Source organism: Streptomyces sp. NPDC048270 (assembly GCF_040652335.1).
Lineage (GTDB): Bacteria > Actinomycetota > Actinomycetes > Streptomycetales > Streptomycetaceae > Streptomyces.
The window spans coordinates 240,480-261,925 of the sequence record NZ_JBEZLV010000004.1 but is presented as its reverse complement, the minus strand read 5'-3'; the positions used below and the strand labels follow the sequence as shown (position 1 = coordinate 261,925).

Sequence of the window (21,446 nt, the reverse complement as noted above, 5' to 3'; positions counted from 1 at the left end):
CAGTCTCCTCAAGAGGGGATCGGTACGTGCACGAGACTAAGCTGACAGACTGTTCATGGCGGACTACGCCCCCACAGGACCACGACGACGGAGGCAGCGCGGTGCCGGAAGCCAGGACCCCCGCACAGATCGAGGCGGACATCGTCCGCCGCCGCGAGCAGCTCGCCGAGACGCTCGACGAGATCGGCGTGCGCATGCACCCGAAGACGATCATCGGGGACGCGAAGGCCAGGGTCGCCTCCACGGTCGACCACACCGCCGGCCGCGCCTTCGTCGCGGTGAACCGTCTCGTCACCGACGTGCGGGACGGCCTGCGTCACGACGACGGAGCTCCGCGCGTCGGCCGGATCGTGCCCGTGGCGCTGCTCGCGGCCGGTGTGGTCGGGCTGCTGGTGGTCTCGGCGCGGCGCAAGCGCTGATGACCCTGCGCAGCGCGGGCCGGGCGTGGGCAGGTAGGTTCGTGGCGTGAGCGAGAACACCACCCACGACAAGCTGCCCATCCGGATGCTGCACGACCGCGTGCTCGTGAAGTCCGACCTGCCGGAGGGCGAGCGCCGCTCGGGCGGCGGCATCCTCATTCCGGCGACGGCCGCGGTGGGCAAGCGGCTGGCCTGGGCGGAGGTGGTCGCGGTCGGGCAGAACGTCCGGAGCGTGGAGCCCGGTGACCGGGTGCTCTACGACCCCGAGGACCGGGCCGAGGTCGAGGTGCGGGGTGCCACGTACGTGCTCATGCGCGAGCGGGACCTGCACGCGGTGGCCGCGGAGCGGCTCGAGGGGTCGAAGGACTCCACGGGGCTCTACCTCTGATCCCCTGCCGGGGAGTGCCGGCGAGTGCCGTAGAGGGCTGGTGGCCCAGGTCACCAGCCCTTTTCGCTGCCCTTTGCTACGGTTGGGGGACCCCGACGAGACGCGCCGTACCGGGTACGACAAGACGACGCACCCCGTATCGCTCGATGTCTCGGAGGTGCCGTCATGGCATGGGTTCTGCTTCTTCTCGCCGGTCTGCTCGAGGTCGGCTGGTCGATCGGCATGAAGTTCACCGAGGGTTTCACCCGGCTGTGGCCCAGTGTGTTCACGGGGGCCGGGATCGTCGCCAGCATGGTGCTGCTGTCCTATGCGGCGAAGACCCTGCCGATCGGTACCGCGTACGGCGTGTGGGTGGGCATCGGCGCGGCCGGTGCGGCCGTGCTCGGTATGGCGGTGCTGGGTGAGCCCGTCACCGCCGCCCGGATCTTCTTCATCTGCCTGCTGCTGGTCGCCGTGGTGGGGCTGAAGGCGACCTCGGGCCACTAGGAGACGGCTTGGCCCGGGGCCGGGTCATTCGAGGAAGGCCGATGGGGGGCGCAGGCCTCCCACCGCGCCGGCGTCGGCGCCCTGGGCCGCGCCCTGGCTGGTCCCCTGTGAGGTGCCGCCCTGGTTGCCCGCGGAGGCGCCGCCCTGGTCGCCCTGGGTGGTGCCGCCGTTGTTCTGGCCGCCTTGGTTCTGGCCTCCGCTGTCCTGCCCGCCTTGGTTCTGGCCCCCGTTGTTCTGTCCGCCCTGGTTCTGTCCGCTGGTCGGGTTCGGCGGGGTGGGGCGGGTGGGGCGGCCGGGGGAGGTGGGGGTGCGTTCGCCCGGTGCCGTCTCCTCCGGAGGCTCCGATTCGAAGCTGGGTGGCGGCGGGGGCTGGGCGGCGCCCGGCTGGAGTTCCAGGTCGAAGTCGACGGGGTCGGTGCCTTCGAGGGCGGTCTTGGTGTAGGCGGCCCAGATCCGGGCCGGGTAGCCGCCTCCGCCGATGCGGGATTCCCCGAGGGCGCCGTACAGCGACTGCAGGGCGCCGGTGTCCGGGTCCTGGCCCATCATCGAGACCACCGTGACCAGGTCCGGGGTGTAGGCGGCGAACCAGGCCGAGCGGTCGAGCTCGCCGGTCCCGGTCTTGCCGGCGGCCGGGTGGCCGGCGGCGAGGGCTGCCGTGCCGGTGCCGTTGTCGACGACGCTGACCAGCATGGAGGTGGTGGTGTCGGCGGCTTCGCGGCTGACGGCCTGGGTGGGGGTGCGCTCGGGCAGGGCGATGGTGTCGTCGTCCTTGGCGATCTTCTCCAGGAAGGTGTAGGGGGTGCGCCGGCCGTGGTCGGCGAGGGTGGCGTAGGCCTGGGTCATGTCCAGGACGCTGGCCTGCAGGGTGCCGAGGGCCATGGCGGGGCCGGGGTCGAAGTTCGGGGTGTTCTCGGGGATCCCGAGGGCGACGGCCGTCTCCTTGACCTTGAGGGTGCCGACGTCGACGGCCATCTGTGCGTACACGGCGTTGACGGAGAGGTCGGTGGCGGTGTTGACGGTGATGTTGCCGTAGCTGACCTGGCCCTCGTTCTCGGGGGCGAAGCGGATGCGGCCGCCGACCACCGGGCGCTTGTTGTCGCCGTTGTAGAGGGTGTTGGGGGTGATCCGGCGGCCGTCCTGGGTGCGGGAGTCGTTCTCGACGGCGGCGGCGAAGACGAACGGTTTGAAGGTGGAGGCGACCTGGTAGTCGTGCCGGGTGGCGTTGTTCACGTACTGCTTGGTGTAGTCGATGCCCCCGTAGAGCGCGACGACCTTGCCGGTGGCCGGGTCGATGGAGACCCCGCCGGCCCGCACCACCCGGTCGGCCTTGCGCTTCTCCGGGTCGAGCTTGCCGGTCATCTGGTTGTCGACGGCTTCCACGAAGGCGTTCTGGCGGCGCCTGTCGATGGTGGTGGTGATGAGGTAGCCGCCCTCGGCGAGGGTCTTGTCGTCGAGGATCTTGTTCTCGGTGATGTAGTCCTTGACGGCCTCGACGAGGTATCCGCGCTGGCCGGAGAGTCCGGCGGCGGCGCGTACCTTGCCCGGTTCGGGGAACTGGGTCGTGGCGCGTTCGGCGGCCGGCAGCCAGCCCTTCTTGACCATGCCGTCGAGCACGTAGTTCCAGCGGGCGAGGGCGCGGGGGCGGCCCTGGGGGTGGGAGACGACGTCGAAGGCGCTGGGGGAGTTGAGGAGGGTGGCCAGGTAGGCGCCTTCGGCGGTGGTGAGCCGGCCGACGTCCTTGCCGTAGTAGGCCTGGGAGGCGGCCTGGATGCCGTAGGCGTTGCGGCCGAAGTAGCTGGTGTTCAGGTACCCCTCGAGGATGTAGGCCTTGGACTTCTCGCGACCGAGTTTGATCGCGATGAAGAACTCCTTGACCTTCCGTTTGATCGTCTGCTCTTGGCCCAAGTAGTAGTTCTTGACGTACTGCTGAGTGATCGTCGAACCAGACTGGGTGCCCTTGCCGGTCGCGGTGTTCCACGCGGCGCGGAGCATCGCCTTCGGGTCCACCGCCCGTTCGGAGTAGAAGTCGCGGTCCTCCGCGGCCAGTACGGCCTCCTGGACGGTCCGCGGGATCTGCGAGAGCGGGACGTTGACGCGGTTGACCTCGCCGTCGCGGGCGAGCTGGGTGCCGTCGGAGTAGAGGTAGACGTTCGACTGGGCGGTCGCGGCGGCGTTGGCCGGCGGGATGTCCACCAGCAGGTATCCGGCGACCAGGCCGCCGCCGAGCAGCAGGGCGAGGAGCAGGACGGCGCCCAGCGCCATGCGCCAGGTGGGCAAGAGGCGGCGCCAGCCGGTCCGTTTGCGTCGGGCCTTCTTGGCGGGTCTGCCGGGGCCGGTGGATCCGGTGGATCCGGTGGATCCGGTGGATCCGGTGGGCCCGGTGGGCCCGGTGGATCCGGTGGGGCGACGGCCGGGGCCGGGCTCCTGCGCCCGCGGGCGCGGCTGTTCGTCGGGTGTGTCCGGGTCGCGAGGGGTCCAGCCCGGTGGTGGTGACTGGTCGCTCATCTCCAGGGCTCCTCGACGCCGTGCGAAATATCCACTTCTGTACCTCATGGTGTCTACCCGATTGGCCGCCGATTCCGCTCCGGACGGGGGTAAATCGGTCGCGTGGCTCGCCCCTCCGCACTAAGCTCGCGCGCTTTGGCCGACGTAGGAACGACGTGGAAAAGGGAGGGATACGGTGCTTCAGCGAGTGCGTCTCTACCTGGCGGTCGCGGCGGGCGGGTTCCGGCGCTACGCGACCTACGGGACGGCCACCGCGGCCGGGGTGTTCACCAACACCGTGTTCGGTTTCATCGTCGCGTACACGTACATCGCCCTGTGGGGCGAGCGGCCCGGGCTCGGCGGCTACGACCAGGCGCAGGCCCTGACCTTCGTGTGGGTCAGCCAGTCGCTGCTCGCCGCCGGGGCGCTGATCGGGGGCGGGTTCCAGGAGACCTTCCAGGAGCGGGTCCGTACGGGTGACATCGCCGTCGACCTGTACCGGCCGGCGGACCTCCAGATGTGGTGGCTGGCGGCCGATCTGGGGCGGGCCGCCTTCCAGTTGGCGGGCCGCGGGCTCGTCCCGCTGGCGGCCGGGGCGCTGGCCTTCCAGCTGGCTCTGCCCGCCGATCCGGTGCGCTGGCTGCTGTTCCTGGTCTCGGTGGTGCTGGGGCTGGTGGTGAGCTTCGCGCTGCGCTACCTGCTGGGGCTCGCCGCGTTCTGGCTGATGGACGGGGCCGGGATCAACCTGATGGCGCAGGTCGTCATGGTCTTCTTCTCGGGCGTGCTGCTGCCGCTGACCGTGTTCCCGGGCGGCTTCGGCGAGTTGGTGCGCGCCCTGCCGTGGGCGGCGGTGCTCCAGGTGCCGATGGACGTGCTGCTGGGGAAGCACTCCGGGGCCGGGAGCGCGGCCGGGGCGCTGGGGTTCCAGGCCGGGTGGGCGTGCGTACTGCTGGGTGTGGGGCGGCTGTTGCAGTCGGCGGCGACGCGGAAGGTGGTGGTCCAGGGTGGCTGAGGCGGTGCTGGAGCGGGAGCCGGAGGGGGAGCCGGAGCGGAAGCCGGAGCCCGGGCGGGTCCCGAAGCCGGTCCCGGGAGGGGAGTTCGCGGGCGTGGAGGTGCCCCGGCGCGGCCGGGTGCGCGAAGGGCTGCGCGGCTACGGGCTGATCGTCGGGATGTGGATCCGGTCGACGATGACCTACCGGACGTCCTTCTTCCTCGCGGTGTTCGGGAACGCGGCCATCCAGCTGCTCGACTTCGTCGCGATCTGGATCATGTTCCAGCACGTGGACGCGCTGGGCGGCTTCTCGCTGCCCGAGATCGCCCTGCTGTACGGGTCCTGTTCGGCCTCGCTCGGCCTGGCCGACCTGCTGCTCGGCAACACCGACCGGATCGGCCTGCGCGTGCGCGACGGCTCGCTCGACACCATGCTGGTGCGCCCGGTCCCGCTGCTCGCGCAGGTCGCGGCGGACCGGTTCGCGCTGCGCAGGCTGGGACGCATCGCGCAGGGGCTGGTGGTGCTGGGCTGGGCGGTGTCGGTGCTGCCGGTGGACTGGTCGGCCGGGAAGGTGCTGCTGGTGCCCGTCATGATCGTGGCGGGGGCGGCGATCTTCGGGGCGGTGATGGTGGCCGGCGCGGCGTTCCAGTTCGTGGCCGGGGACGCGGCGGAGGTGCAGAACTCGTTCACCTACGGCGGGAACCAGATGCTCCAGTACCCGCCGACGATCTTCGCGAAGGACCTGCTGCGCGGGGTGACCTTCGTCGTCCCGCTGGCCTTCGTCAACTGGCTCCCGGCGCTGTACGTGCTGGGGCGCCCCGATCCGCTGGGGCTGCCGGGGTGGGTCGCGTTCCTGAGCCCGCTGGTGGCCTTCACGGTGTTCCTGCCCGCGTCGCTGGCGTGGCGCGCGGGAGTCCGTTCGTACCGAAGCACGGGGAGCTAGCTGTGGTGGGTGTGGGTGTGGGTGTGGGTGTGGGTGCGGGTGTGGCGGATGCGCTGATCTCGCTGGACGGGGTCGAGAAGGTCTTCGACGTACGGCGCCGGGTGGGCCTGATGCGCCGTGAGAAACGCCAGGTCAGGGCGGTGGACGGGATCAGCTTCGAGGTGGCGCGCGGCGAGATGCTCGGCTACATCGGGCCCAACGGCGCCGGCAAGTCGACCACGATCAAGATGCTGACCGGGATCCTGACCCCGAGCGGCGGCCGGCTGCGGGTCGCGGGCATCGACCCGGCGCGGGAGCGGATGCGGCTCGCGCACCGGATCGGGGTGGTGTTCGGGCAGCGCACGACGCTGTGGTGGGACCTGCCGCTGAAGGACTCGTACGGACTGATGCGGCGGATGTACCGGATCCCGCGGGCGCGGTACGCGGAGAACCTGGAGCGCTGCGTGGAGCGGCTGGACCTGGCCGAGCTGCTGGACGTACCCGTGCGGCAGCTGTCGCTGGGGCAGCGGATGCGCGGGGACATCGCGGCGGCGCTGCTGCACGATCCGGACGTGCTGTACCTGGACGAGCCGACGATCGGGCTGGACGTGGTGAGCAAGGCGAAAGTGCGGGGCTTCCTGCGGCAGCTGAACGCGGAGCTCGGCACGACGGTGCTGCTGACCACGCACGACCTCCAGGACATCGAGCAGCTGTGCGAGCGGGTGATGGTGATCGACCACGGGCGGCTGATGTACGACGGGCCGCTCGCGGGGCTGCACGCGGCGGGGTCGGCGGGGGAGAGCGAGCGGACGCTGGTGGTCGACCTGGAGCGGGAGCTCGGGCCGATCGAGGTGGAGGGCGCGCGGGTGGTGAAGGTGGACGGGCCGCGGCAGTGGCTGGCGTTCCCGGCGGGGGCTTCGGCCGCGCCGCTGGTCGCGGCGGTGGCGGCACGGTACCCGCTGTCGGACCTGTCGGTGCGGGAACCGGACATCGAGGACGTGATCGCGCGGATGTACGCGGGACGGGGGTAGGGGTAGGGGGCGGGGGCCGCGGGGCGGGGGCGTCGGCTCCTGGCCGGGAGGCGGGATGGGGCCCCGGGGCCCCGGGGGAAATCAGGGGCAACCCGGAGACCGGCAGGGGTTGAAGCCGTACAACTCCCCGGGTTCCGTGCATAGGCTGGTCCGCATGAGTGACGAGCGGCCGGAGAAGCCGTTGCCGGAGCTGAGGGCGTCGGACGCCGACCGGGACCGGGTGGTGGAGCGTCTGCGGGACGCCGTCGCCGAGGGCCGGCTCGACATGGAGGAATTCGAGGAGCGGCTGGAGGCGGCGTACAAGTCGCGCACGTATGCGGAACTGGAGCCGCTGACCCGGGACCTGCCGGCGGCGGGAACGCCCTCGCCGCTCGCGGCGCCCGTGGCGGCCTCGGGTGCGTCCTGGCCGGCCCGGATCGGCGGCCGGGGGACGTCGACGACCGGGGTCGCGGTCATGTCGGGCTTCCAGCGCAAGGGCACGTGGACGGTGCCGGCGCGCTTCGACGCGGTGGTGTTCTGGGGCGGCGGGGAGCTGGACCTGCGCGAGGCCGACTTCGCGGAGCAGGAGGTGGTGATCAACTGCATCGCGATCATGGGCGGCATCGAGATCACCGTGCCACCGGGCGTGGAGGTCGACGTACGGGGCTTCGGCCTGATGGGCGCCTTCGACCAGCGCGACACCCCGGGCCCGAGGGCCCCGGGCGCCCCGCGCGTGGTCGTGACGGGCCTGGCCTTCTGGGGCGGCGTCGAAATCAAGGTCAAGCCCCCGAAAACCCCACCACCACCGCCACTGCAGAAGCACTTGTAGGCGGGTGGGGGCCGGGGGGCAGGTGGGCGCGGCGGGGCTGCGGGGCCGGCGGGGTCGGCGGGGCGGTGGGGCGGCGAGGCCAGCGGGGCGGTGGGGCCGGCGGGGCGGCGGGGCCGCGGGCCGGGCTGCGGCGGATGGGCGGATTGACCGGGGCCGCCCGGGGCGGGGTCGGCTGGACCGGGGCCGCCCGGGCGGCTGGGGCGCCGGGGTGGGGCTTCGGGGGACGGTGCCCGGTGACTCGAGCCGCCGGCGTCGGGCCTCTGGGGCGCCACGGCTGGCCCCTGAGTCCTCGGCTGGAATGCGACTTCCTCGCGGGGCGAACCGCCGCAGGGCCCGCGTACCCGCCCGCTGTACGCCCGCGCCGAACCCGGACGGGGCGGCCCCGGGTGCCGCGAAACGGCAGCCGAAGCCCCCGACCCGCCATACCGCCCCGGGCTCCGGAGCCCGGCGGGGCGTGCCGGCGCCGGGTGCCGGGCCGGCCTGCACGTGCCGGAAGCGGTGACCGGCGCGGCAGCCGGACCCGAAGCCCTGGCGGGGCGCCGGGCGCGGCAGCCGGACCCGAAGCCCTGGCGGGGCGCCGGGCGCGGCAGCCGGACCCGGGGTCCGGACCGGGAGGCACGGCAGGCGGGCAGGGGAGCCAGGTGGCTCCGGCTCCGGCTTCGGGGTCGCACCGCCACCCTCGGCGTGAGCGAAGCGGATGGCGCCCAGCCCCGGGAGTCGGGCTCCGAGGCTTAGTGCGGCGGTCGGGAAGGAAGTCCGAGCCCGGCGACGGGGGCGGGAGTCCGGTGTCTGGCCGGGCCGGGCCGCGCCCGGCGGCGGTACCCGTACGCCGCCCTGCCCTGCCCCGCCATGCCCCGCCCCGCCCCGCCGGGCCGGGCCCGGAACGGCCCCTTCGCGGCGGCCGGACACGGGAGCCCGATCCGGAGCTTGGCGCGATGAGCGGGTACGGAGCCGGGTAGGAGGCCTTGCACTGCGGGAAGCGGCAGGGGGCCGGCAGCCGGGAGCGGCACCCGGTGTCCGGTCTGGCACGGCCGACCGCCGGGTCCGGTCCCGGCGGCCGGCGGCCCGGTCCCGGCGGCCCGGTCCCGGCGGCCCGGTCCCGGCGGCCCGGGCCAGGCGGCCCGGGCCAGGCGCTGGCCCGGCCGTTCGGCCCCGGCTCCGTGCCAGGGCCGGGCGGCCTGGCCGCGGGGGACACGGGCCGGGGCCGGAGCTCGAAGCCGGGCCCGGAACCGCACCCCCCGCGGGAGCGAAACGGCGTGCCGGGAACTCCTCGCGCCTCCCAGTAGTCGGATGCTATGCAGACAAAACCGGCGCCCCCGGGGGAAGGCAGGACCACGTGGACCACCGCACCACCGCCGGAGGCACCGGCGCAGCCCCACCGCCCCCGCCACCGCGACGGACACAGGCACAAGCACAATCAGGGGCACAGTCAGGCGCAGGCGCAGGCGCAGACGCAAGCGCAGCCACGGCCGCCCCCACCCGTGGCGCGTTCGTCTTCAGCGCCGCCGACGAGGAGCGCCGCCGCGGCGTCCGCCGGATGAAGACCACCGCCACCGGCCTGCTGGTCCTGGTCGCGCTGGTCTACGTACTGGCCAAGTACGCCCAGCACGCCTGGGGCGCCGGCGGCTGGGCCGGCTACGTCGCGGCCGCCGCGGAGGCCGGCATGGTCGGCGCCCTCGCGGACTGGTTCGCCGTCACCGCCCTGTTCCGGCGCCCGCTCGGCCTGCCCATCCCGCACACGGCGATCATCCCGACCAAGAAGGACCAGCTCGGGATCTCCCTCGGGGAGTTCGTCGGCGAGAACTTCCTCTCCTCCGACGTCGTCAAGGCCCGCCTCCACTCCCTCGGCATCGGCGGCCGCCTGGGCGCCTGGCTCGCTGAGCCCGCGCACGCGGACCGTGTCACCGCGGAGCTGGCCACCGCGCTGCGCGGAGCGCTGACCGTACTGCGCGACTCCGACGTACAGGCCGTCGTCGGCGAGGCCATCACCCGGCGCGCCGAGACGGCCGAGATCGGCCCGGGCATCGGCAAGACCCTGGAGCGGGTCGTCGCGGACGGCGGCCACCACCGCGCCGTCGACCTCGTGTGCGCCAAGGCCCACGACTGGCTCATCACGCACGGGGAGTCGGTGATGGACGCGGTCCAGGGCGGAGCGCCCGGCTGGACCCCGCGGTTCGTGGACCGCAAGATCGGCGACCGCGTGTACAAGGAACTGCTCCGCTTCGTCACGGAGATGCGGGACATGCCGGAGCATCCGGCGCGCGGGGCGGTGGACCGCTTCCTGACGGACTTCGCGGCCGACCTGCAGTCGGACACCGAGACCCGCGCCCGCGTCGAGCGGCTCAAGTCCGAGCTGCTGGCGCGCGGCGAGGTCCAGGACGTGATCGCGTCCGCCTGGACCGCGATCCGGTCGATGATCATCTCGGCGGCGGAGGACGAGCAGAGCGAGCTGCGCCTGCGGGTCCGCTCCTCGCTCATGTCCCTGGGCGCGCGGCTGGCCACGGACGGCCGGCTCCAGGACAAGGTGGAGGGCTGGATCGAGGGCGCGGTCGTGTACGTCGTCACCAACTACCGCGCCGAGATCACCTCGCTGATCACGGACACGGTGGCGGGCTGGGACGCCGAGCACACGTCGCGCAAGATCGAGGCCCACATCGGTCGGGACCTGCAGTTCATCCGCATCAACGGCACGGTGGTCGGCGCCTTGGCGGGCCTGCTGATCTACACGGTGTCCCGCGCGTTCGGCGCGTAGCAGCCCGAGACCGACCGGGCCCCAGCGGGCCGACCGGCCCGCAGCCGAGGCCGAGCCTACTCGCGGCTCGCGGGGCCCCGCCGTACCCGCCCGACCTCACCCGCGGTCGGCGACGGCCCAGGACGCGGCGGCCACGATCCCGGCGGCCCCGAGGACGGCCGGCCACGCGCCGACTTTCTTGGCCAGCGGGTGCGCGCCCGCGAAGCCGGCCAGGTACAGCGCGCCGAGCCCGGCCGCCGCGGGCGCCCCGCCCCGGCGGTGCCACTCGCGTCCGGCGGCGAGCCCGGCGGCGCCGAGGACGACACCGCCCAGCGGCCGCTTCTTGGTCCAGCGGGCGACGGCGTAGCCGCCGACCAGCCCGGCGGCCGCCACTGCGGAACTCGGTACCCGCACCATGTCGAACTCCTCGGTCTTCCCGGTCATATGAGTCGCTTGTCTGCCGTACGAGGCTAACGCGGCCGCCCCGCCAACCGGCGGGCGCCCAGGATCCACACCACCACGACCACGGCCCCGCCGATCAGGGCGTCCGGCACCGCGTCCCGTACGGCGCGCGGCAGCAGGGCCACGACGCCGAGGACGAGAAGGAAGGCGAGCGCGCACCGGCCGGCCGCCCGAAGCAGTCTGTCCACGGCTGCTCAACGCGGGCGCGGGGCATGTCGACACGGAGGGCCGGCAGGGGATTTGTCGCACACTCGCCGGATCCGTGCGGTGTGCGCCAGTGGAACCCGAAGGGCATACATTCACTCTCCCCACCCAAAGGGGAAAATCCCACCTAACCCAGGAGCCAGGACATCGTGATCTGCTACGGACAGGCCGTCCTCGACCTCGCGGACGAACTGGTCGACGCCTACGCCGACGTCTTCTCCGGTCCGCCTTGGAACGAGGACGAAGAAACCATTCGCCAGTTCGCCGCCCGCCTCCCGGCCGACGCCCGGCGCGCCGGATTCCGTACCGCCCTCGCCCAGTCCGCGACCGGCATCGACGGCTTCGCCACGGGCTGGATCACCCCGGCCACCTTCCCGAAGAACCGCGCGTACGCACAGGTCGCGGCGCAGCTGGGCCCGGAGCGGGTGCGGGAGCTGCTGATCGGCGCGCTGGAGATAGACGAACTCGCCGTACGCCCCTACGCGCGCGGCCGCGGCACGGGCCGGGCCCTGCTCACCGAGATCACGGCGGACGCCCCGGACCGCCGCGCCTGGCTGCTGACCTCCCGCCTGGCCACCGACACCGTGGCCACCTACCGCCGCCTCGGCTGGCACGAGGTCCAGGCCCGCCCCGGCACGGAGACGGGCGTGATCGTCTTCCTCGCCCCGGACCACCCGAACCACCCAAACCCCTGAGGGTGTCCGCCCCACGCGGGCGGGGCATACCCGCGGCATGATCACACCCCGTCACACCGAACAGCCCGCCCGAACCCCCCACTCCACCCGCCCCCGGCCCCCACACCGCCCCCGGCAGCCCGGGCCCAGCGCCCACCCCGAGCCCGGCCCACCCCACCAGCCCGGGCCGAGCGCCCAGCCGGAGCCCGGCCCGCCGCACCAGCCCGGGCCCAGCGCCCAACCCGAGCCCGGCCCACCCCACCAGCCCGGGCCGAGCGCCCAGCCCGAGCCCGGCCCGCCCCACCAGCCATGGCAGGCCCAACCCGCCGGGCCCCGCCGACGGCCCGCCCCGCCCCACCAGCCACGGCAGGCCCAACCCCCCGGACCCCGCCGACGGCCCGCGCAGCCCCTCCATCCCGGGCACGGCGGATCCCACCGGACGAGCCCCTCCCAGCAGAGCGTCCCTGGCCAACAGCCCGGACGGCCCCAGCAGCCCGGGTGGCCCCAGCAGCCCCAACTGGCCCACCAGAGCCGCCAGGACAGCCAAGCCCGGCACCCCGAGCAGCCCGGCCACCCCCAGCAAAAGGGACCCCCACACGCCCGCCACCCCGCGCAGACCGACCAGCCCCAGCACCCCCACCAACCACCCCACGCACCCCAGCCAACGCCCCCACCCCAGCCGACCACTCCTCGCCACCCACCCCAGCCGACCACTCCTCCCCACCCACCCGAGGCGATCACCCCCCGCCACCCACCCGAGGCGACCACCCCACGCCACCGCCCCCCGCAAGTCACCCCAGCCCCCCGCCGCCAGCTCAACCTGGCCACGCGGCACCAGCTCACCGCGGCCGGCGTCCCCGACGGCACGATCACCTCGCGGACCCGCCCCGGCGGCCCCTGGCAGCGCCTACTGCCCCGCGTATACCTCCTCCAGACCGGGCCCCCGGACCAGCGCCAACGCGCCCTCGCCGCCGTCCTCTACGCCGCCGAGCCCGCCGCCGACCCCCTGTCCGGCGACACGGCCGCCCTCACCGGCGGCGCCGCGCTCGCCCTGCTCGGCATCCGAGAAGCCCCGTACGGCCCGGCCGACCCCGCGGACGTCCTGATCCGCGCCCCGCGCCGGCTCACCGGCACCGCGCAGGTCCGCCCGCTGCCGACCTCCCGCTGGCCCCGCACGATCACGGTCTGCGGCATCCCCAGCACCCGCCCGGTCCGTGCGGCGGCCGACTTCGCCGCCCGCGCCACGGACACCGACGCCGACCGCATCCGCTCGACCCTGGCGCAGGTGGTCCAGGCCGGCTGGTGCCACCCGCAGGACCTGCATGCGGAACTCCGCGCCGCCCGCCTCCTCACCCGCCCCGCGATCCGCGCCGCGGCCTCCGAACTCCTCGCCGGAGTCCGCTCGATCGCGGAAGCCCAGGCCCGAGACGTCCTCACCGCGACGGACCTCCCGACCCCCCTGTGGAACGCCCGCCTCTACACCCCGGACGGCGCCTTCCTGGCCACCCCGGACGCGTACTGGCCCGATGAGGGCGTGGCCCTGGAGATCGACTCGGCGGAGTACCACTACACCCGCGACGCCTGGCACGCCACCCTCCGCCGCCGCCTGCGCCTGGAGTCCCACGGCATCCTGGTGGTCAGCGCCACCCCGTCGATGCTCCGCGACACCCCCCACGAGGTCCTCGCAGCCCTCCGCACCCTCCTCACCCTCACCACCCCCCGCCCCACCCCACCCACAGCCCGAGCCCGCGGCCACAGCCAGCTGGCACTGTTCCGTTGAGTGGAGACTTCGCCGGCTGAGCCCCCTGCCGGGGCACGGAGTGATCATTTGAGGGGTGCGTTCGGCAGCGAATTGGCATGATGTGTCCATGGTCAATCGTTCAAGCTCCGTACAATTCGGCACCCCAGACGGCGTGGCAGAAGGCGACTGGTTTAAGGGGCACGCAGAACTCCACGCTGCGGGGCTGCATCGCTTCAGCGGCCGCGGCATCAGTGGCATTGAAGCGACCGGCGCTGACTCGATCGTTCTCTCCGGCGGCTATCTGGATGATCAGGACGAGGGAAGCCGGATCGTCTACACCGGCGAGGGCGGCCGTGACCGGCATACGGGGAGGATGGTGGCGGACCAGACCCTCGGTGAGCGGGGCAACGCCGCCCTCGTCATGTCGCAGGCGAAGGGACATCCGGTCAGAGTGATCGAGGGACTCGGGGTCACGGGCGGGAAGCGGCGGCGAGCGACCAAGGGGTACATCTACCGGGGGCTCTATCGAGTTGCCGAGCATTGGTTGACGGTGGGGCAAGAGGGATTTCGAATCTGCCAGTTCGAATTGCTCAAGCTTGGGCCGGGACAGGTCCCTGCGCCACAGTCGGTCGACCCATTGGCCGGGGCCGAGACGGCATTCGAAGAGCAAGCTCGGCGCTACGTGTCTCAGGACCGATTGGTGCGCGACTCCAAGGTCGTGAGCGAGGTCAAGCGGATGTACAACAACACCTGTCAGGTATGCAGTTTGCGGCTGGTCGTTTCCCTGGAGGGCGAGGCGTACAGCGAAGGGGCGCACATACAGGCTGTCGGCACACCGCATTTCGGCGCCGACAGGATTGAGAACGTGTTGTGCCTATGCCCCAACTGCCACGCACTGTTCGACCGAGGGGCGCTTCAGCTGACCGATGAGCTCCATGTGGTCGACGGACTCACCGGTCAGTTCCGCGCGGCGCTCGCACGAGCCAAGGGACACGACATCGGCATCGAGTTCGCCCGCAAGCACCGTGAACGGTGGGCGAACCGACTCCTGTGACCGCTCCCCTGGGCATCTCCTCAACGCCCGTGGCACTCCGAGTACGGCTTGCCCGAGGTGCACCAGCAGGGGTTTGTCGGGGTGGGGGGCCAGGGGGTGGCCTTGCCGCGGGCTGCCAGGGTTGTGGCGTATTCGGCCAGGAGGGAGGGGGAGGCCGGGGAGGTTCGTTCCGAGGCGGCGAAGGCCTCGTAGGACGGGACGCTTGCCGTGACGATGCCGAGGTTCGTCGTGCCCGAGGCGGCGAGGGCGCGGAGGGAGGTCTCGATCTCCCGCAGGTGCGCCTCGTGCGAGGGGTACTCCGCGGCGAGCGTGGGGTACGAGGTGAGGAGTTCCGCCAGTTCGCGGGCGGGCCAGTGCAGGATCGCCACCGGGAAGGGGCGGGAGAGCGCGGCGCGGCGGTCGCCCAGTTCGGCGCGCAGGCGGGCGATCTCGGCGCGGAGTTCGGCCGGGTCGTCGGAGCCGAGGGCCCAGATGCGCTTCGGGTCGTGGAGTTCGTCGAGCGGGATCGGGCCGATGTGGCGGGTGTCGGCGACCATGTCCCAGTCGTCGTGCGGCAGTCCGAGCAGCCGGCGGACGCGGTGGCGGCCCGTCAGGAGGGCGGTGGTGGCCGGGGTGAGCGGGTCGTCCTCCGCGATCAGGAGGTTCGCCGCCTCGGTGAAGCAGTCGTGCGAGGCCTCGAGCTCGTCGTGCGTCTCGAGGGCTTCCGCGATGACCTCCCAGGGTGCCGGGTCCTTGGGGGAGGCCGCGCGGATGCCCGAGATCAGGGCGCGGGCCTCGGCCTCGTGGCCGTACTCCCAGAGGTTCGCCGCCTGCAGGGCCTTGATCAGGTGGGGGTCGGCCGGTGAGGCGGAGAGGAGCTGGTCGTACAGCGCGCTGGCGCGGTCCCGGGCGTCTGCCAACTCGAGGTGGGCAGCGGCCTGGAGGAGCAACGGCTCCTGGTCCTCGGGGTAGCGGGTCGCCGTGCGGATGAGGCGCTCGGCTTCGGCGATGTGCTCGGCAGGCGTGTCAGGGCGCATGGATCACACCGTACTGCTGCTGGTCAGTTGACGGGGGAGGACTTAGGGTGCCGCCCGTGCGGGATCACATACCTGTGGTGGTTCAGGGGAGCGGCCGGCGGGCGCGCCGGGCCGGGCTCGCGGGGGCGCTGTGGGCGGCCGCCGAGCTGACCGTCACGGTGGGGGTGGTGGTCCTGCTGCTGGTGGTGCACCAGGTGTGGTGGACCAACCGGCAGGCCGTCGCCGCCGCGCAGGAGCAGGTCAGGGCCCTGGAGAGTGACTGGGCCCGTGAGCCGGACGGTCCCGCGGAGGAGCCCGCCCGGTCCGCCGCTCCCGCTCCGTCCGGGGAGGCGGAGGGCGGAGCCGCGCCGTCCTCGTCGCCGAAGCCGTCGGCCGGGGCGCCGGGTCGCGCCCCGGCCGCCAGACCGCCCGCCCGGGACCAGGCGTACGCCGTGCTGCGCATCCCCCGGCTCGGCCTGACCGTGCCCGTCGCGCAGGGGATCGAAAAGCGGGCGGTGCTCGACAAGGGGTACGCCGGGCAGTACCCGGGGACCGCCGGGCCCGGGGAGCAGGGGAACTTCGCGCTGGCCGGGCACCGCAACACCCACGGGGAGCCGTTCCGCTACATCAACCGGCTGCGGGCCGGGGACGAGCTGATCGTCGAGGTGCGGGGGCGGCGGTACACGTACGTGGTCGGGAAGGTGCTCGGGGAGACGACCGAGCGGGACGTCGGGGTGATCGCGCCCGTGCCGCGGAGCCTGGTGAAGCCGGAGTACGGGTACGGCGAGCCCGGTGCGTACATCACGCTCACCACCTGCACGCCCGAGTACACCTCCAAGTACCGGCTGGTGGTGTGGGGGACCCTCAGGTCCTGATCCCGAGGTCGTGCTCCCGAGGTCCTGATCCCGTCCGCCTGTCAGTGGGTGCGGTTAGTATCGATCGCAAGGAGCGGGTCTCGTACGGAGGTTCGCGCGGGGGAGTGGAAGGGGGAGGTCCGTATGGCTCGGCGCTTCCTCCTGCTGTTCGCCCGGACGTCGCTGGTGCTGGTGCTGCTCGGGGGAGTCCTCGCGCTGTTCGCCGGGGAGGGCGGGCTGGGCGCGGTCGTCGTCGCCCTCGCCGCCACCGTCGCCGTGGGCGCCGAGGCCCTGGCGGCCGCCGCCCGTCTGGCGCGGCCCGTGCCGCCGCACCGAATACGCACCGCGATCCGTGATCGCGAGCAGCGCACGGCGTTCCTGCCGCAGCGCGATCCCGATGCCTCGGGCCGGTCGCGGCCCAGGGCTCCCGGCCGTCTGGTCCCGACGGCCGCGTAGGGGCGCGCAGTACCTTCTCGCCTTCTCCGATTCCGATCACTGTCTCGCCCCTCGCGGGTCGTCACGCCGAAATGCATGCCCTGCATCTCTTTCGACGTCGACGAGACCCTTCGGAGGGCCCGCGTGTCCGTTTTCACCCATCTTGTTGCCGAGCTGGGCCGGTTCCTCGAGCCGGTTCTGGCCGAGTCCGCGACCGCTGCCGCGATCGTGCTGTTCACCGTGCTCGTGCGGCTCGTGCTGTATCCGCTGAGCCGGGCCGCCTTCCGTGGGGCGACCCCGGCGGCGGGGTGTCTGCCGGTGCTGTTGCAGCTGCCGGTGTTCTTCCTGATGTACCAGGCCTTCTCCTCGGGCGACGAACTGCTCGCGCACCGGCTGTTCGCCGCGCCGCTGGGCGCGCGGTGGACCGAGGCGCTGGGGGACGGCGGCCTGCTCGGGGCGCAGGGGCTGGTGTTCCTCGGGCTGTTCGCCGCGATCGGGGTGGTGGCCGCGTGGAGTGCGGTACGGGGGCGCCGGTCTGCCGCCGAGGCAGCGCTCGCCCCGGCCCGGCCCGTCCCGGCCGGTATGAGTGCCGAGCAGCAGGCCGCCATGCGCAAGCTGGGCGGCGTACTGCCCCTGCTGTCCTTCGGCACGCTGATCACCGCTGCCGTGGTGCCGCTGGCGGCCGGGCTCTACCTGCTGACCACCACCGCGTGGACGGTGGCGGAGCGCGCCTGGCTCCAGCGCCGCGGAGGTGCCGGCGGAGCGTCCGGTGGGGCCGGTGGGGCGTCAGCTGAGGCCGGCGGGGTCGGCGGGGTCGGCAAGGTTGGCGGGGTCGGCGGTGTGGCCGGTGAGGACGGTGCGGCCGGTGGCAAGACTGGTGGCGCGGTTGCCGGCTCGAGCCGTGGCACGGTCGCTGAGTCGCGCCGTGGCGCGGGCGCGGAAGCACGCCGTGGCGCGGCTGCCGAGTCGCGCGGTGGTGCGACGGGCGGGGCGGCCGGGGAATCGACCGGTGGAGCGGCCGCCGGAGCGGGCCGAGGAGCGGGCCGTGGCGCGGCCGGGGCCGGGAAGCGCCGGGGCGGTCGTGGAGGCCGTGGGGGTGGGCGCGGCGGGAAGGCTGCCGGCAGGCGGCGTTCCAGTCTGTGAACAGGGTCTTGCGGATTGGTCGGACTTCTTGGAGGATCGACCAATCCTCCGATGGCCGCAACCCATCGGCCGGCGCCTGGGCCCGCCCATGCGCCGACCACCCACGACCACGGGAGAATGCCCATGAAGCTGCTGCGTGTCGGACCCGTCGGGTCGGAGCGCCCCGCGCTGCTCGACCAGGACGGCGCCCTGCGTGACCTGTCCGGCCTGATCACGGATGTGGACGGCATTCTCCTCGCCGACGACTCCGTGCTCTCCCGGGTACGGGACGCGGCGGAAGCGGGCGAGCTCCCGGTCCTGGACGCCGAAGGGCTGCGGATCGGCGCGCCGGTCGGCCGCATAGGCAAGATCGTGGGCATCGGGCTGAACTACTTCGGGCACGCGGCCGAGATCGGCGCGGAGCCGCCGGCCGAGCCGATCCTGTTCCTGAAGGCCGCTGACACCGTGGTCGGCCCCGACGACACCGTGCTGATCCCGCGCGGGAGCGTGAAGACCGACTGGGAGGCCGAGCTCGGCGTCGTCATCGGCAGCACCGCCCGCTACCTGGCCTCCGCCGAGGAGGGCCTCGCGCACGTCGGCGGCTACCTGCTGGTCAACGACGTCTCGGAGCGCGAGTTCCAGATCGAGCGCGGCGGCACCTGGGACAAGGGCAAGAACTGCGAGACCTTCACCCCGCTCGGCCCGTGGCTGGTCACCGCCGACGAGATCCCGGACCCGCAGGTCCTGGACGTGAAGCTGTGGGTCAACGGCGAGCTCAAGCAGGACGGCAACACCGCGGACCAGATCTTCCCGGTCGGCGAGGTCGTCCGGTACCTGAGCCAGTTCATGACCCTGTACCCGGGCGACGTCATCGTCACCGGCACGCCGGCCGGCGTGGCCATGGGCCAGCCGGAACCGAAGCCGTACCTGCGGGCCGGTGACGTCGTGGAGCTGGAGATAGAGGGCCTGGGCCGCCAGCGCCAGGAGTTCAAGGGCGCGTAGCGAGCACGGACACGCGTAGCGAGCACCGACGCGGACGCGGACGCGGACGGAAGACGGAAGGGGCGGGCTGCCGAAAGCAGCCCGCCCCTTCCGCGTGTGCGCGGGTGCGGTCCGGTGTGCGGCCCCCGGCGGGGAACCTCCGGCTCAGCCCTCGGCCGGCGTACGGCGACGGCGGTTGGCGAGCACCAGGCCGGCGCCCGCGGCGAGCGCGGCGGCGCTGCCGGCCGCGAACCAGGCGTTCTCGGAACCGGCGCCCGTGTCCGCGAGCGGGGCGGACCCGCCCGCCGCGGTCACGTTGCCGTTGCCGCCGGTGCCCTGCGCCGCGACCTGCGTGGCGGTGCCCGTCGTACCGGTGCCCGTGCCGGAGCCGGTGGAGCCGGTGGAGCCGTTCTTCTCCTTGTCCTTCCTGTCCTGCTCCGCCTTGGCGGCCGCCTCCTCGGCGGCCTTGTCCTTGGCGCGCGCCTCGTGCTGGCCGGTCTTCAGGAACGCCGCGCGGTCCTCGGGCGTCCCCTTGAGGGCGGCGATGGCGGCCTTCTTCAGCTCCGGGCCCGGGTTGTCCAGCATCGACCAGATCAGGACGGTGTTGTCCACGTCGCGCAGCTTGTGCTGCCCGGTCTTCACGAACTCGCGCAGCTCGGCGTTGGACGGGTGCCCGGTCAGCAGCGCCTGGATGGCCGCCCGCAGGCCCGGGCCGGCGCCCTCGTACATGCGGGCCAGCTCGACCCGGTCGTCCTCGGCCCGGACATCGTGCTGGCCGACCTCGACGAACCGGCGGACCTGCTCCGGGGTCCCGTCGCGCAGGAGCTTCTCGACGGCCTCGCGGATGCCCGAGCCGGCGCCGTTCAGCATGCGGAACAGCTCGACCTGGTCGTCCTCGTAGCGGGCCTTGTGCTGCCCGGTGGCGAGGAACTCCTTCAGCGCGGCGTGGGTTGCGGCCCGCAGGGCCTTCTCGGCCTCCCGCTTGACCGCGGTGCCGCCGACGCTGTGGATCTGGGTGACGCGTACCCGGTCGTCGGTGTACTGCGCCTGCTGCCAGACGACCTCCAGGAAGTGCCGCATGTCCGCGGCCGTCCCCTGGAGCGCCTTCTCGGCTGCCGCGCGCACGCCCGGCCCGCTCGCCGGGTCGGCCAGGATCGCCTGGATCGCGGCCCGGTCCTTCGCGGCCTGCGGGTCTTCGGCGGGCTTCTCCGCCGGGTTCCCGGCGGCCGGCCGGCCCTCGGCGCCCTGGTCCGGAGCGGTCGGAGCGGTCGGAGCCGACGGGGTGGACGACGCGGGCGCCGACGGGGCGTCAGCGGCGAAGGCCGGCGAGGAGAGCAGGACGGCCGGGGCTATCGCGGCGGCGGCGACGGCCGACGCGATCCGGGGCAGCTTCACAGAGGTTCCGTTCATTCCACACGTGATGATCGTGTTGCTGACAATCCGTGCAGAATAGATCGGTGCCCGCCCCGGACGCGCCGGTTCCTGTGAGCGTTGGCTCACAGCTCGACGGCCACTCCGTCCCGGGACGAGGTGCGGGCCGCCTCCAGTACCTCGAGGCAGTGGGCGGCCTCGTACGCCGTGACCGGCGCGGGTCCGCCGTCGCGCAGGGCCGCGGCGACCGCCGCGTAGTACGCCGGATAGTCGCCCGGGGCCGTCGGTACCGGCGTCCCGGCGCCGGTCAGCGGGGACTCGCCGGAGCCCAGCCGCCCCCACAGGTGCTCGGGCTCCTCGCCCCACGGCGCGTCCGCGCCCGGCCGCAGCCCCTCGCGCAGGGCGCCCTCCTGCGGGTCGAGGCCGTACTTCACGTAGCCGGCCCGTGAGCCCAGGACGCGGAACCGCGGGCCGAGTTGGGCGGTGGTGGCGCTGACGTAGAGGTGGGAGCGGACTCCGTTCGCATGGGTGAGGGCGATGAAGGTGTCGTCGTCGGTCTCGGCGCCCGGCCGGCGGGTGTCGGCCTCCGCGTAGACCCGTACCGCCGGGCCGAACAGCACCAGCGCCTGGTCCACGACGTGGCTGCCGAGGTCGTACAGCAGGCCGCCGATCTCCTCCGGGGCGCCCGACTCGCGCCATCCGCCCTTGAGCTGGGGGCGCCAGCGCTCGAAGCGGGACTCGAACCGCTGGACCTCGCCGAGGTCGCCGTCCGCGAGGAGGCGGCGGACGGTGAGGAAGTCGTTGTCCCAGCGGCGGTTCTGGAAGACGGACAGGAAGGTTCCGGTCCGCTCGGCGAGGGCGGCGAGTTCGCGCGCCTCGGCGGCGGTGGCGGCGAGCGGCTTGTCGACGACGACGGGGATCCCGGCGGTCAGGGCGGCCGTGGCGAGCGGGACGTGGGTGCGGTTGGGCGAGGCGATCACGACGAGGTCGAGGGCCTCGGCGCCGTCCGCGCGCTTCCACAACTCGTCGGGCGAGGCGGCGATCCGGACGTCGGGGAACTCGGCGAGGACCTGCTCCTGACGGCCCGGGTCGGAGGTGACGACCGTGTCGAGCACGAGCCCGTCGGTGGCGGCCACGAGGGGGGCGTGGAACACGGAACCGGCCAGTCCGTAGCCGATCAGGCCGACGCGGAGGGGGGCGGAGCGGGGGGAGGCGGGGGCGGTGGCGTTCATGAGAACCACTTTGGCAACAGTGTTGCCGAAGTGCAAGGAGGGTGGACAATGGGCAGGTGAA

At 73.4% G+C, this 21,446-nt stretch carries 21 protein-coding genes and 1 riboswitch; of the genes, 15 read left to right on the top strand and 6 right to left on the bottom strand.

Features of this window, described 5'->3' with window-relative positions; translation table 11 throughout:
* Positions 1-101: 101 nt before the first annotated feature.
* The 3 genes from AB0D66_RS06200 to AB0D66_RS06190 all read left to right on the top strand — a co-directional run bounded on the left by AB0D66_RS06200 (position 102) and on the right by AB0D66_RS06190 (position 1,293).
* A complete protein-coding gene (locus AB0D66_RS06200) occupies positions 102-419 on the top strand; it encodes a DUF3618 domain-containing protein (protein ID WP_362297359.1) in 318 nt (105 codons plus the stop codon).
* Positions 420-465: 46 nt separating this feature from the next.
* The gene (locus AB0D66_RS06195; protein WP_030239046.1) at positions 466-807 is read left to right on the top strand and encodes a co-chaperone GroES; all 342 of its coding nucleotides are present in this window, start codon (positions 466-468) and stop codon (positions 805-807) included.
* A 64-nt stretch (positions 808-871) separates the two neighbouring features.
* A riboswitch (guanidine-III (ykkC-III) riboswitch) is annotated at positions 872-941 on the top strand.
* Positions 942-972: 31 nt separating this feature from the next.
* Positions 973-1,293, top strand: coding sequence for a multidrug efflux SMR transporter (locus AB0D66_RS06190; RefSeq protein ID WP_030026576.1), 321 nt, complete (start codon positions 973-975; stop codon positions 1,291-1,293).
* 24 nt (positions 1,294-1,317) lie between these two features.
* Here AB0D66_RS06190 and AB0D66_RS06185 read toward each other — a convergent pair whose 3' ends face one another.
* Complete coding sequence (locus tag AB0D66_RS06185; protein ID WP_362297652.1) at positions 1,318-3,555, bottom strand: transglycosylase domain-containing protein; 2,238 nt, start codon at positions 3,553-3,555, stop codon at positions 1,318-1,320.
* Between the two features lie 418 nt (positions 3,556-3,973).
* Between AB0D66_RS06185 and AB0D66_RS06180 the strand changes: the two genes are divergently transcribed.
* The 5 genes from AB0D66_RS06180 to AB0D66_RS06160 all read left to right on the top strand — a co-directional run bounded on the left by AB0D66_RS06180 (position 3,974) and on the right by AB0D66_RS06160 (position 10,281).
* Positions 3,974-4,789: an ABC-2 family transporter protein gene (locus tag AB0D66_RS06180; RefSeq protein ID WP_362297355.1), complete on the top strand. Its 816-nt coding sequence runs from the start codon at positions 3,974-3,976 to the stop codon at positions 4,787-4,789.
* A 94-nt stretch (positions 4,790-4,883) separates the two neighbouring features.
* Complete coding sequence (locus tag AB0D66_RS06175; RefSeq protein WP_362297649.1) at positions 4,884-5,711, top strand: ABC transporter permease; 828 nt, start codon at positions 4,884-4,886, stop codon at positions 5,709-5,711.
* A 41-nt stretch (positions 5,712-5,752) separates the two neighbouring features.
* Positions 5,753-6,721 carry an ATP-binding cassette domain-containing protein gene (locus tag AB0D66_RS06170; protein WP_362297353.1) on the top strand — a complete coding sequence of 323 codons (969 nt, stop codon included), beginning with the start codon at positions 5,753-5,755 and terminating at the stop codon, positions 6,719-6,721.
* Between the two features lie 154 nt (positions 6,722-6,875).
* Complete coding sequence (locus AB0D66_RS06165; RefSeq protein ID WP_362297350.1) at positions 6,876-7,529, top strand: DUF1707 domain-containing protein; 654 nt, start codon at positions 6,876-6,878, stop codon at positions 7,527-7,529.
* 1,336 nt (positions 7,530-8,865) lie between these two features.
* Complete coding sequence (locus tag AB0D66_RS06160; protein ID WP_362297348.1) at positions 8,866-10,281, top strand: DUF445 domain-containing protein; 1,416 nt, start codon at positions 8,866-8,868, stop codon at positions 10,279-10,281.
* Between the two features lie 96 nt (positions 10,282-10,377).
* Here AB0D66_RS06160 and AB0D66_RS06155 read toward each other — a convergent pair whose 3' ends face one another.
* Complete coding sequence (locus AB0D66_RS06155) at positions 10,378-10,677, bottom strand: hypothetical protein (RefSeq protein ID WP_362297646.1); 300 nt, start codon at positions 10,675-10,677, stop codon at positions 10,378-10,380.
* A 53-nt stretch (positions 10,678-10,730) separates the two neighbouring features.
* Positions 10,731-10,910: a hypothetical protein gene (locus AB0D66_RS06150; RefSeq protein WP_362297346.1), complete on the bottom strand. Its 180-nt coding sequence runs from the start codon at positions 10,908-10,910 to the stop codon at positions 10,731-10,733.
* A gap of 165 nt (positions 10,911-11,075) precedes the next feature.
* On the opposite strand from AB0D66_RS06150, the gene AB0D66_RS06145 reads away from it, so the two are divergent.
* From AB0D66_RS06145 to AB0D66_RS06135, 3 genes are all read left to right on the top strand, one after another.
* Complete coding sequence (locus AB0D66_RS06145; protein WP_362297343.1) at positions 11,076-11,621, top strand: GNAT family N-acetyltransferase; 546 nt, start codon at positions 11,076-11,078, stop codon at positions 11,619-11,621.
* 37 nt (positions 11,622-11,658) lie between these two features.
* Positions 11,659-13,380, top strand: a complete 1,722-nt coding sequence (locus AB0D66_RS06140) for a hypothetical protein (protein WP_362297340.1) — start codon at positions 11,659-11,661, stop codon at positions 13,378-13,380.
* 88 nt (positions 13,381-13,468) lie between these two features.
* Positions 13,469-14,395 (top strand): YDG/SRA domain-containing protein, encoded by a 927-nt coding sequence (locus AB0D66_RS06135; protein ID WP_362297337.1) that lies wholly within the window; start codon positions 13,469-13,471, stop codon positions 14,393-14,395.
* Positions 14,396-14,415: 20 nt separating this feature from the next.
* On the opposite strand, the gene AB0D66_RS06130 is transcribed toward AB0D66_RS06135, so the two are convergent.
* Positions 14,416-15,411 carry an SEC-C metal-binding domain-containing protein gene (locus tag AB0D66_RS06130; protein ID WP_362297334.1) on the bottom strand — a complete coding sequence of 332 codons (996 nt, stop codon included), beginning with the start codon at positions 15,409-15,411 and terminating at the stop codon, positions 14,416-14,418.
* A 74-nt stretch (positions 15,412-15,485) separates the two neighbouring features.
* Between AB0D66_RS06130 and AB0D66_RS06125 the strand changes: the two genes are divergently transcribed.
* From AB0D66_RS06125 to AB0D66_RS06110, 4 genes are all read left to right on the top strand, one after another.
* Positions 15,486-16,265 (top strand): class E sortase, encoded by a 780-nt coding sequence (locus tag AB0D66_RS06125; protein ID WP_362297331.1) that lies wholly within the window; start codon positions 15,486-15,488, stop codon positions 16,263-16,265.
* A gap of 123 nt (positions 16,266-16,388) precedes the next feature.
* Positions 16,389-16,700 carry a DUF6412 domain-containing protein gene (locus AB0D66_RS06120; protein ID WP_362297329.1) on the top strand — a complete coding sequence of 104 codons (312 nt, stop codon included), beginning with the start codon at positions 16,389-16,391 and terminating at the stop codon, positions 16,698-16,700.
* Positions 16,701-16,775: 75 nt separating this feature from the next.
* A complete protein-coding gene (locus AB0D66_RS06115; RefSeq protein WP_362297326.1) occupies positions 16,776-17,822 on the top strand; it encodes a YidC/Oxa1 family membrane protein insertase in 1,047 nt (348 codons plus the stop codon).
* A 123-nt stretch (positions 17,823-17,945) separates the two neighbouring features.
* The gene (locus tag AB0D66_RS06110) at positions 17,946-18,803 is read left to right on the top strand and encodes a fumarylacetoacetate hydrolase family protein (RefSeq protein ID WP_362297323.1); all 858 of its coding nucleotides are present in this window, start codon (positions 17,946-17,948) and stop codon (positions 18,801-18,803) included.
* A 144-nt stretch (positions 18,804-18,947) separates the two neighbouring features.
* On the opposite strand, the gene AB0D66_RS06105 is transcribed toward AB0D66_RS06110, so the two are convergent.
* Positions 18,948-20,192 carry an ALF repeat-containing protein gene (locus AB0D66_RS06105; RefSeq protein WP_362297320.1) on the bottom strand — a complete coding sequence of 415 codons (1,245 nt, stop codon included), beginning with the start codon at positions 20,190-20,192 and terminating at the stop codon, positions 18,948-18,950.
* An 86-nt stretch (positions 20,193-20,278) separates the two neighbouring features.
* Complete coding sequence (locus AB0D66_RS06100; RefSeq protein WP_362297317.1) at positions 20,279-21,385, bottom strand: Gfo/Idh/MocA family oxidoreductase; 1,107 nt, start codon at positions 21,383-21,385, stop codon at positions 20,279-20,281.
* Positions 21,386-21,446 lie beyond the last annotated feature (61 nt).